We start from the raw sequence: 10,339 nt of genomic DNA, 5'->3' as shown, positions 1-10,339 counted from the left end.
GGTCCGGCGCTTGGGGGTGGGCCTTTCGTCATGCGGTGGCCGCGTGGTTACGTGCCCGCCGCTCAGCCAGCCGCCACCGTCAGCGGCGCGAAGCGACGCGACCAGTCGCCGGGCAGCTCGGGGATGCCGTACGTCATCACGGCGTTGAAGGCGATGGGCTCCAAGCCGCGTTCCTTCACCCAGGCGAGCAGCTCTTCATGGCGTACGTCGATGTCGGTGCGCAGCGGTCGGTCCGAGCCGGCGGCGAGGGAGCCGATGAGGGCCTTCGCTGTATCCGTGTCGCGGGCGATCAGCGGGCCGATGACGTGGGTCTCCATGTTCGGCCAGGCGCCCGCGTAGCCGATGATCTCGCCGTCCGCCTCCGCGACCCGCAGCTGGTCGACGAAGGCCGGAAGGCGGGTGATCATGTGCGTGCGGTCGAGGCCGAAGACCTCGTGGTCGAGCCGGAGGATCGCGGTCAGGTCCTCGGCGGTGGCCGGCCGGGTGGCGACGCCGGGCAGCGGGCCGTCCGCGGTGAACCGGCCGCGGACCATCTCGGCGCGGCCGGTCGTCTTGAAACCGAGCTCCTCATAGAGCGGGCGGCCGTTCGGCGTCGCGTGCAGGGTGAGCGGGGTGGTGCCGGCCTCTTCGACGACGTGGCGCATGAGGCGGCGGCCGATGCCCTTGCGGGCGTGCCGCTCGGCGACGAGGACCATGCCGATCGCTCCGAGGCCCGGGCGCTCATGCGGTCCGTACTCGGTCACCACGCAGGCGGCGATGAGGCCGCTGCCGTCGGGGTCGTCGATGCCGTGGCCCGTACCGGCCGAGAGCAGCAGCCCCCATTTGTGGTCCTCGCGTGGCCAGCCCCGGTCCTGGGAGAGGTCGGCGCAGGCGGTGACGTCGCGGAGGGTCAGCCGGCGGATGGGCAGTGCGGAGAGGGAAGGTGTCGACACTCGGGTCAGGCTGTCTGACGTACGTCCGTGACGTCCACCGGTTTGTGGGCAGAAGCACGCTGGTTCCGGCCACGTTGCTTCCGGCCACGGCGGGTCAGACCCCAGGGCTTGAGCACCGAGACGACCGTCATGAAGAGATAGGCGCTCAGGGAGACGATGGGCCCGGCGATCAGGTCGGTCGGATCCGTCACAGGGGAGCCCGCGGCCACCGTGGCGACGGTGTCGTTGATGCCCGGGCGCAGGGCGAAGGCCGAGGCGGCGGTGGTGGCCAGGGTCAGCCAGAACTTCGTGTAGACCCAGCGGTGCTTGGCGAGTCCCCAAGGAGTTCCGAGGGAAAGCAGTAGTCCGCTCAGCAGCGTGAGCAGCGCCAGGGGAAGCACCAGCCAGTCCGCGAAGAGCTTCATGGAGCGGGCGGCGGCTTCGGTGGTCGCGGCTGAATCCGTGGTGATGGCGGCGAAGGCGAGCGCGAGCAGTCCGAGCGTGAGCCCGAGCCAGCCCGCGGCGGCGGCTACGTGGACGACGAGGGTGGCCCGGCGAGCGGGGCGGCTTAGTTTCACGTGAAACACGGTGCCGGGAATGGCGGCCGGAGGCGTCTGACAGCGGGAGTAACCGTGGCTACTAGCCTCGGCGTACATGCCACGCCTTCACCTCTTCGACCTGGACGGAACGCTGCTGCACGGCACGGCGGCCCCCGTGGAGATCTCCCGTCGGCTCGGTCTCGACGCGGAGATCGCGGAGCTGGAACGCGATTTCGTGGCCCGGCGCATCGATCCGCCTCAGTACGCGTTCCGGGTGCGTGCCCTGTGGGCGGATCTCACCGAGGCGCAGGTGACGGCGGCCTTCGAAGGGGCTCCCTGGCTCTCCGGGATCCGGGAGACCTGGGGCAAGATCCGCGAGGGCGGTGACTATTGCGCCGTGATCTCGCTGTCGCCGTCGTTCTTCGTCGAGCGGCTCCTGGCATGGGGAGCGCATGCCGCGTACGGATCGCGATTCCCCTCCGTGCCGTTCACCGAGCCGGTGAATCCGGCGGGCATTCTCAATGCCGCGGCCAAGGTGAAGATCGCGGACCGGCTCTGTGAAGAGTTCGGGGTGGGCAGGTCCGATTGCATCGCATATGGCGACTCGCTCTCGGACGTGGAGTTGTTCGGGGTGGTGCCGGTTTCGGTCGCCGTCAATGCGGATCAGCGGCTGGTTGGGCTCGCTACCCACTCTTATGTCGGGCGGGATCTGTGTAAGGCGTATGAATTGGTGTGCCCCGCCCGGTAATTGGCGCAATTGGCAGGCGTGGTCCGCTGAATTCCAGGTGAAGGAAGGCGGACTTGTGTGCCGGACGGCTGCCGGTATGGTCGAGTCCGGTTCGTGCCGGGTGTATCTCTGCGCACCCCTGGGGGGGCACGGACGGAGGTCAACGCAGCCTAACGGGGCGAAGAGATCGAAGACCTGAACTTTCGGTTATGCGGCCGACGCGATGGCGATGGATGGGACGCTGCGGGGAGATGACTGCGGCCAATGTCACATTCCATCACTACTTGTCCGTAGGGTCCGGAATCCAAGGTTCAATGCGGGCACACGGGGACACGGGGCGAGACGAAGCGGGGAAAGCAGGCAGCTTCCTACAGGGAAGTGCGCGGACCGACTGAGAGATGTTCGAGGCGAGGCACAGCATGGACTCTCCGACCACCACGTCGGCGGGCAACGGCACTTCCGGCGACGACGGCGGTGGAGGCGGCTGGTTCACCCCACGCAAGGCGCCGCAGCGCCCGGAGGACGCCGAGGCGTCGCGTCCCGCGGCCGATGAGTCCGAGACGACCTCCGAGGGGCGCCGCGTGGCGTCGATACGCCCCCTGAACAGGCCCACCCCGGGGCCCGCCCCCGCGTCCCCCGCAACGGAATCCGCCGCTCCCGTGGAGCCCGCGCGCGACTCCGGGCCCCGGCCTGTGACCGAGGGGCGAATACCGCACGCCGCCGAGCAGAGCGAGCCCGTCCGGGACGCGGTGGGAACGGCCACGGAGGCACCCCGGCCGGAGCCTCGTCTGGAGCGCGTGCCGGAACCGCGCCCGAAGCCGGAAGCCACGCCGCAGCCCGCGCCCGCCCCTCAGGGATCCCCCGACGCGATCCTCGTGCAGCGCACCATGGCCGAGATCGGCCCCGTCGCCGACAAGGTGACCTCGTACTTCTACGCGCTGCTCTTCACCCGGCACCCCGATCTGCGGTCCCTCTTCCCGGCAGCGATGGACACTCAGCGCGACCGGCTGCTCAAGGCGCTGCTGACCGCCGCCGAGAACGTCGACAACACCGCTGTGCTCGTCGCGTATCTGAAGAACCTCGGCCGTGGCCACCGCAAGTACGGGACGCAGCCCGAGCACTATCCGGCGGTCGGCGAGTGCCTGATCGGCTCGCTCAGCCGCTACGCGAGCGCGGTCTGGGACGACGAGACCGAGGCAGCCTGGGTCCGGACGTACACGACGATCTCCCAGGTCATGATCGACGCGGCGGCCGCGGACGAACTGCGCGCCCCCGCCTGGTGGTTCGCCGAGGTCGTCTCGCACGACCTCAGAACGCCCGACATCGCCGTCGTCACCGTCCGGCCCGACCAGCCCTATCCCTTCCTCGCCGGGCAGTACACGAGCCTGGAGACGCCCTGGTGGCCGCGGATCTGGCGGCACTACTCGTTCGCTTCGGCGCCGCGCTCCGACGGGCTGCTCTCGTTTCATGTGAAGGCCGTCCCCGCCGGCTGGGTGTCCAACGCCCTGGTGCACCACGCCCGCCCCGGTGACATCATGCGGCTCGGCCCGCCCGCCGGTTCGATGACCGTCGACCACACCACCGACAGCGGACTGCTCTGTCTGGGCGGCGGCACCGGCATCGCCCCCATCAAGGCGCTCGTCGAGGACGTCGCCGAGCACGGCGAGCGGCGGCCCGTCGAGGTCTTCTACGGCGCTCGCACCGACCACGACCTGTACGACATCGACACGATGATGCGGCTCCAGAAGACCCACCCCTGGCTCGCGGTCCGCCCCGTCGTCGACGACCACGCACAGTTCCCGGACGCCGTGCGCGAGTACGGCCCCTGGAACGAGTACGACGCCTACCTCTCGGGTCCGCCCGGCATGATCCGCAGCGGCGTGGACGCCTTGCGGGACCTCGGCATCCCGGCCGGCCGGATCCGCCATGACTCCGTAGAGGAACTGGTGGCCACGGGCGACTAGCCCGGTCCCGGAGCGTGCGACTAGCCCAGGTCAGGCGCGTGCATCGCGCGTACGCCCTCGATGTTGCCGTCCAGATAGTGCCGCAGCGACAGCGGTACGAGATGGACCGAGGCGATCCCGACGCGGGTGAAGGGCACGTGGACGATCTCGTACTCGCCGCACGGCTCCTCCACCTCGGGGCCGTGCCGCAGGGCGGCGTCCATGGACTCCAGGCGGCAGACGAAGAAGTGCTGCACCTTCACACCGGTCGCGCCACCGTCCTCACCGATGTGCTCGACGGTGTCGACGAAGCAGGGCACCACATCCGAGATCTTGGCGCCGAGCTCTTCATGGACCTCGCGGTGGAGCGCGTCGACGACGGTTGCGTCCTCCGCCTCCACGCCGCCGCCCGGAGTGACCCAGTACGGATCGACGCCGGGCTTGGTCCGCTTGATCAGGATCAGGTCGTTGCCATCGAGCAGGACGGCGCGTGCGGTGCGCTTGACCACGGGTCGGACGGTCATGGGAGAAATGTGGCCCGGACTGTTCCACGTGAAACATCGCGAACCAGGCGGAGACCCCGTCAAGCCCAGTCGACGGCAGCACGCAGCAGCCACTCGTGCGCCCGCGCGATGTGCGGCATGGCCAGCGTGCCGGTGCGTACGACGAGGAAATAGGTGCGCAGCGGGGGCACCGCCGGGTCGTGCAGGGCCACGACCTCGCCACTCTCCAAGGCGGGCGCGCACAGATAACGGGGCAGTACGGCGAGGCCGGCGCCGGAGGCGGCGCAGGCGAGCACTGCGCGCAGGTCGGGCACGATGACGGCGCCCGATGCCGCCGGACGGGTGTCGAAGACGGCGGCCCAGTAGCGGGCGACCAGCGGCAGCGACTCGTGCACCTCGACCACCGGCAGGTTCTCGAGGGCGGACGCACCCTTGCGCCGCAGCTTTCCGGGGCCGATACGGGCGGCCCAGCGCGGGCCCGCGACCAGGACGTGCTCCTCGTCGCAGAGTGGTGTCGCGGTGAGCAGGGCGCCGCGTGGACGGGCCGTGGTGATGGCCAGATCGTGGTGCCCCGCGGAGAGCCCTTCGAGGACCTCCTCCGCGTTGCCGAACGAGGCGCGCAGCGCGAAGCCCTGGCCGTCCTGCCCCGTCAGCGCGGTGAGGGCGGGCAGCGCCAGGGCGGCCGTGAACTCCGGTGGCCCCGCGAGGTGGAGCGTGCGTACCGAAGAGTCCTCGTCGAGCCCGGTCTCGGCGATCTCGACCAGGGCGTCGAGATGCGGGGCGGCCTTGTGCGCGAGTTCGTCGCCGATGGTCGTGGGGGTCACGCCGCGCGCCTTGCGCAGGAACAAGGGGCGGCCCAACTGCCGCTCAAGGGTGCGTATCTGGGATGTCACCGCGGGCTGTGACAGGCCGAGCAGGGCGGCGGCGCGCGTGAAGGAACCGGCCCGGTGCACGGTGACAAATGTGCGCAGCAGGGCCAGATCCATGGCAGCGCCCTCCCCTCCAGGCCCCTGGGCCGCGCCCAACTATAAATATGTCGATAGGTCTCTGTCGCTACTGTGATTGGACACTGACACAGAGTCAACTAGCCTTGTTCGCGCGGTTCTTCGCGCGCAGAACCGGGACGGTCCGAGCCACGAGGGGGGAGGCTCGGACCGTTCGTTGTGCGTAGCGGGGTACTAGCCGGGGGCCGGCAGAGCACCGGAATCGGTCAGTTGTCCGGATCGGCGGACGCGGCCGCCTCGTCCAGCGCCCGCAGCACATCCGCCACCAGATCCGCCGGGTCCTCGGCCCCTGCGGAGAAGCGGACGAAGCCCTCCGCGACCGCGTCCCCGCCCCAGCGGCCGCGCCGCTCGGCGGTGGACCGTACGCCGCCGAAACTCGTCGCGTCGTCCACCAGACGCAGCGCGTCGAGAAAACGATCGGCACGCGCGCGTGAGGGCAGCGTGAACGAGACCACGCACCCGAAGCGCCGCATCTGCTGCGAGGCGATCTTGTGCGAGGGATCGTCGGGCAGCCCCGGATAGCGAAGCCCCGTCACCTCGTCGCGGCCGCGCAGGACCTCGGCGACGGCCAGGGCGTTGGCGTTCTGCCGCTCGGCGCGCAGCTGGAGCGTGGCGAGCGAGCGGTGCGCGAGCCAGGCCTCCATCGGGCCCGGAATCGCCCCGACAATCTTGCGCCAGCGCTTCACGGAAGCGGCCAGCTCGGCATCGCGGCAGACGACGTACCCGAGAAGGATGTCGCCGTGCCCCGTGAGCTGCTTGGTGCCGCTGGCCACGGAGAAGTCGGCGCCGAGCTCCAGGGGACGCTGGCCCAGCGGCGTGGCCAGGGTGTTGTCGACCGCGACCAGGGCGCCACGCGCATGTGCCGCGTCGGCGAGGCGCCGCACGTCGCACACGTCGAGCCCCGGGTTGGACGGGGTCTCGATCCACAGCAGCTTCGCGCCGTCCAGGACATCGAGCTGGGCGTCGCCGCCGGTCGGGGCGGTGCGCACCTCGATGCCGTACGCGGCGAGCTGCTCGTGGACCAGGGGCAGTGCTTGGTAGCCGTCGTTCGGCATGACCACCACGTCGCCGGCGCGCAGCTGCGAGAAGAACACCGCCGAGATCGCGGCCATCCCGGAGGCGAAGACCAGGGTCTCGACGTCGTCGCCGGACTCCGGCGCCTCCAGTTCGCCGATGGCCCGCTCCAGGAGCGTCCAGGTCGGGTTCTCGTCACGTCCGTAGGTGTACGGCCCCGTGGGGTCGCCCGGCAGGTGGAAGTGCGCGGCGAACACCGGGCCCGGCAGCGTCGGCTCGTGTTTCACCGGCTCAGGGAGGCCGGCCCGCACCGCTCTCGTGCCGTCGCCGATCCCTGAGGCCATCCCCGAGCCCGTTCCTGCGGCTGTGCCTGCGGTTCGTGCGGAATCCGTCATGCCGCCCGCCCTTCCATCGCTTCGCGTACGGCGTCGAGCAGACCGTCGCTCGCCGCCTCGATCATTCTCAGGCACGCGTCGAAGCCGTCGTCGTCGCCGAAGTACGGGTCGGGAACGTCCAGGTCGGTGGCGGCGGGGTCGTACGAGCGCAGCAGCCGGACCTTGTCCGCGTCCGTGGGCGTCGGCGCGAGGCGGCGCAGCGTACGCAGGTGGCCGGCGTCCAGGGCGATCACCAGATCGAGGCGCGGGAACCAGGAGACCTGGAAGCGCCGCGCCAGATGATCGCTCTCGTAGCCGGCCGCCTCCAGGACGGAGACGGTGCGCGGGTCGGCGCCGTCTCCCTCGTGCCAGCCGTCGGTGCCCGCGCTGTCCACCCGGACCAGGCCGCCGAGTCCGGCCTCGTCGACTCGCGCGCGGAAGACGGACTCGGCGATGGGCGACCGGCAGATGTTGCCGGTGCAGACGAAACACACGGAGAAGGGCTGGGGCATCGGGCGGGCTCAGTCCTTGTCGTCGGGCAGGACGACGTTCATCGCCCAGGACACGACAGAGATGATCAGGCCGCCCAGGACGGCGGTCCAGAACCCGTCGACGTGGAAGCTCAGATCGAACTTGTCGGCCAGCCACGACGTGAGCAGCAGCATCAGGGCGTTGACCACGAGGGTGATCAGACCCAGGGTCAGGATGAACAGCGGGAAGGTGAGGACCTTCACGATCGGCTTGACCAGGAAGTTCACCAGGCCGAAGAGCAGCGCGACGACGATCAGCGTGCCGGCCTTCTTGCCCGTGCTGTCGCCGGTCAGGGTGATCTTGTCGAGCAGCCATACGGCGACGGCCAGGGCCGCCGCGTTGGCGATCGTCTTGACTACGAAATTCTTCATGTGTCTGATCGTGGCAGACGTAGGGCCGGAGCGGTCGGCCCGCGATCAGTGGCGAGGGGCGTACACGGACGATGAAGGCATTCCGACTGGATGAGCTGGAGGCGGAGCGCGCCGCGAACGACGGTGCGTATCTGCAGTTTCTGCGTGAGCGGAACATGTCGGTCGGGCTGTACGCGCTCGATGCCGGGGAGTCCGACCCCCAACTGCCCCACCAGCAGGACGAGGTGTACATGATCGTCAGCGGTCGGGCGTCGATCACCGTCGGCATGGAGACCACCCAGGTCGCGCGGGGCAGCGTCGTCTATGTGCCCGCCGGCGTGGCCCACAAGTTCCACCACATCAGCGAGGACCTGCGCGTCCTGGTGGTCTTCTCGCCGCCGGAGGGATGACTTCTCGGGGCCGGGACCTCGGGGTTCCCTAAGGGACGGATCAGGGGAGGACAAGGGATCCGAGGCCCCCGTCGAGGACTTCGCCGCCCTAGCATCGAATGCAGGAAGTCAGAGATGCAGAGACGCAGAGATGCGGAGATGCAAAGACGCGCAGAGAGGTAAGGACGATGGCAGCACAGGAGATCTTCTCGGGATTGCCGTGGTGGGTGAAGTGGATCGCGGTGCCGGTCATCGCCCTGGTCGTGTTCGGCAGCGTGATAGCGACCGTTGTCGGATTCGTCGTCGGCCTGTTGTTCAAGGCACTGATTTTCGTGGCGCTCGTCGGTGGACTCATCTACGTCGTACGGAAGTTCATATCGGGATCGGCCTCGTCACGCAGCGATTGGTGACTTCTCGCAACAGTTCCCTCGGGCGGGGGAAGTTTCCCCGCATGGGGGTCTCGGGCCGGTGTCCAGCGGTTAGGGTCCGAAATCCGACGCCGGGCCCGTCCCGCGCGCGGGCGCAATGCGCTTCCTCCCGTGTGATCGCGGGCACGGGCAGACATCCCACGCGCTTCGGGAGTGAACCTTGGCCACGGTTGATGCCGCACTTTCAACTGCCGCCGCGCCGACCCTCATCGGCTCCGTGCAGCGGGCGACGCGACTGCTGGAGGCCGCCGCCGCGCATGAGGGCGGGGCACCCGCCAAGCAGTTGGCCCGTGAGTCGGGGCTCGCGCTTCCCACGGCCTATCACCTGCTGCGCACGCTGACGCACGAAGGCTATCTGCGCCGGGAGAAGGGCCTGTTCGTGCTCGGCGAGGCCGCTGAGCGGCTGAGCGCCAGCGGGGCGCAGCAGAATCGTCGCGGCATGATCAGCGAGGCCTTGGCGCACTGGCGCGACGCCATCGGCGTACCGGTCTATTTCGCCGTCTACCGCGAGGGCGAGATCGAGATCGTGGCCGTCGCGGACACGCCCGGGAATCCGGCCGTCGAAGAGTGGGCGGACTTCCGCGAGACCGGTCATGCCCATGCGATCGGCCAGTGCCTGCTCGGCCAACTCGACGACGAGCAGCGCAAGGACCACCTCGACCGTCACCCGGTGCAGTCGATCACGCGGTACTCGGTCCGTGACGACCGGAGTTTCCTGCGCCGCCTGGACGCGATGGGGCGGATGAAACCCGTGGTGGAGCGGCAGGAGTATGCGCTGGGGACGGTCTGCGCCGCCATTCCGATCACGGCGGGCAACACGGCCGCCACGATGGCGATTTCCGTTCCCTCCTATCAAGCCGATCGGCTACTGCCCGCGGCTGATCGGTTGCAGAATGAGATCGGAAAGCTACTAGGGACACTCGCCTTCTCTATCAGCATCTGAAAACTCACTCCTTGTGATCTGATGTGTACGTTAAGCAAGATGCCATGGGTGTCAGGGAGTTGGTTCCTGGCCAGTCGATGTTTAGCGACGGGGTAGGCGGGCGATGCGAGAGCGCGAGTCGGTGCAGGCAGAGGTCATGATGAGCTTCCTTGTTTCCGAGGAGCTGTCGTTTCGCATCCCGGTGGAGCTGCGCTACGAGACCGGTGATCCCTATGCCGTCCGGCTGACCTTCCACTTGCCCGGCGACGCTCCTGTGACCTGGGCGTTCGGGCGGGAGTTGTTGATCGACGGGGTGGGCAGGGCGTGCGGTGACGGAGATGTGCGCATCGCGCCCACCGATCCCGAGCTGCTCGACGAGGTCCTCATCAGGCTTCAGGTCGGCGGTGACCAGGCGTTGTTCCGGGTGGGGATTCCGCCGCTGCTCGCCTTCCTCGACCGTACGGACAAGTTGGTGCCGCTCGGGCAGGAGCGGGCGCTCGCCGACTTCGAGACGCACCTGGACGAGGCGTTGGACCGGATCCTCGCGGAGGAGCAGAGCGCGGGCTGACCTCCGGGGTCAACGGGCGCAGGCGGATGGCAGATTGGTGCATTTCGCGGCATTGCCCTGGGGGCTCGGCGTCGGCTCCCCGGTTAGCTGGCCCCCGGCCCCCGCGGCTCCCGGCCCCGCCTCACCGCTTGCGGCG

The 10,339-nt window shown here is 69.2% G+C and carries 13 protein-coding genes; 6 read left to right on the top strand and 7 right to left on the bottom strand.

The features are described 5' to 3' along the window. Window positions 1-62: 62 nt before the first annotated feature. Window positions 63-932, bottom strand: a complete 870-nt coding sequence (locus ACFWY6_RS39935; RefSeq protein ID WP_384701151.1) for a GNAT family N-acetyltransferase — start codon at window positions 930-932, stop codon at window positions 63-65. 5 nt (window positions 933-937) lie between these two features. After that, entirely contained in the window at window positions 938-1,489 is a 552-nt protein-coding gene (locus tag ACFWY6_RS39930) for a DUF2269 domain-containing protein (protein ID WP_384701148.1), read from the bottom strand. Window positions 1,490-1,565: 76 nt separating this feature from the next. Here ACFWY6_RS39930 and ACFWY6_RS39925 point away from each other — a divergent pair, with 76 nt between their 5' ends. Together ACFWY6_RS39925 and ACFWY6_RS39920 are read left to right on the top strand one after the other, a co-directional pair. Beyond that, the gene (locus ACFWY6_RS39925; RefSeq protein WP_384701146.1) at window positions 1,566-2,198 is read left to right on the top strand and encodes an HAD family hydrolase; all 633 of its coding nucleotides are present in this window, start codon (window positions 1,566-1,568) and stop codon (window positions 2,196-2,198) included. A gap of 398 nt (window positions 2,199-2,596) precedes the next feature. Then, complete coding sequence (locus ACFWY6_RS39920) at window positions 2,597-4,141, top strand: globin domain-containing protein (protein ID WP_384701143.1); 1,545 nt, start codon at window positions 2,597-2,599, stop codon at window positions 4,139-4,141. A gap of 20 nt (window positions 4,142-4,161) precedes the next feature. Here ACFWY6_RS39920 and ACFWY6_RS39915 read toward each other — a convergent pair whose 3' ends face one another. The 5 genes from ACFWY6_RS39915 to ACFWY6_RS39895 all read right to left on the bottom strand — a co-directional run bounded on the left by ACFWY6_RS39915 (window position 4,162) and on the right by ACFWY6_RS39895 (window position 7,917). Continuing rightward, window positions 4,162-4,644 (bottom strand): NUDIX domain-containing protein, encoded by a 483-nt coding sequence (locus ACFWY6_RS39915; protein ID WP_266864526.1) that lies wholly within the window; start codon window positions 4,642-4,644, stop codon window positions 4,162-4,164. A gap of 59 nt (window positions 4,645-4,703) precedes the next feature. After that, the gene (locus ACFWY6_RS39910) at window positions 4,704-5,609 is read right to left on the bottom strand and encodes a LysR family transcriptional regulator (RefSeq protein WP_384701139.1); all 906 of its coding nucleotides are present in this window, start codon (window positions 5,607-5,609) and stop codon (window positions 4,704-4,706) included. Between the two features lie 224 nt (window positions 5,610-5,833). After that, window positions 5,834-7,036 carry a cystathionine gamma-lyase gene (locus ACFWY6_RS39905; RefSeq protein ID WP_384701136.1) on the bottom strand — a complete coding sequence of 401 codons (1,203 nt, stop codon included), beginning with the start codon at window positions 7,034-7,036 and terminating at the stop codon, window positions 5,834-5,836. After that, window positions 7,033-7,527: a low molecular weight protein-tyrosine-phosphatase gene (locus tag ACFWY6_RS39900; RefSeq protein ID WP_384701133.1), complete on the bottom strand. Its 495-nt coding sequence runs from the start codon at window positions 7,525-7,527 to the stop codon at window positions 7,033-7,035. The genes ACFWY6_RS39905 and ACFWY6_RS39900 overlap by 4 nt, the downstream gene beginning before the upstream one ends. A 9-nt stretch (window positions 7,528-7,536) precedes the next feature. Beyond that, window positions 7,537-7,917: a phage holin family protein gene (locus tag ACFWY6_RS39895; protein ID WP_135331215.1), complete on the bottom strand. Its 381-nt coding sequence runs from the start codon at window positions 7,915-7,917 to the stop codon at window positions 7,537-7,539. 71 nt (window positions 7,918-7,988) lie between these two features. Here ACFWY6_RS39895 and ACFWY6_RS39890 point away from each other — a divergent pair, with 71 nt between their 5' ends. From ACFWY6_RS39890 to ACFWY6_RS39875, 4 genes are all read left to right on the top strand, one after another. Further along, window positions 7,989-8,306, top strand: a complete 318-nt coding sequence (locus tag ACFWY6_RS39890; RefSeq protein ID WP_266864536.1) for a cupin domain-containing protein — start codon at window positions 7,989-7,991, stop codon at window positions 8,304-8,306. Between the two features lie 167 nt (window positions 8,307-8,473). After that, entirely contained in the window at window positions 8,474-8,695 is a 222-nt protein-coding gene (locus tag ACFWY6_RS39885; RefSeq protein WP_360777127.1) for a DUF5326 family protein, read from the top strand. Window positions 8,696-8,930: 235 nt separating this feature from the next. Beyond that, window positions 8,931-9,656, top strand: a complete 726-nt coding sequence (locus ACFWY6_RS39880; protein WP_360777445.1) for an IclR family transcriptional regulator C-terminal domain-containing protein — start codon at window positions 8,931-8,933, stop codon at window positions 9,654-9,656. A 103-nt stretch (window positions 9,657-9,759) separates the two neighbouring features. Continuing rightward, window positions 9,760-10,203 (top strand): SsgA family sporulation/cell division regulator, encoded by a 444-nt coding sequence (locus ACFWY6_RS39875; protein ID WP_365497460.1) that lies wholly within the window; start codon window positions 9,760-9,762, stop codon window positions 10,201-10,203. Window positions 10,204-10,339 lie beyond the last annotated feature (136 nt).

This window comes from Streptomyces sp. NPDC059037, assembly GCF_042740015.1.
In the GTDB taxonomy this organism is placed as follows: Bacteria; Actinomycetota; Actinomycetes; order Streptomycetales; family Streptomycetaceae; genus Streptomyces.
This window is presented reverse-complemented; position numbering and strand designations above follow the sequence as displayed.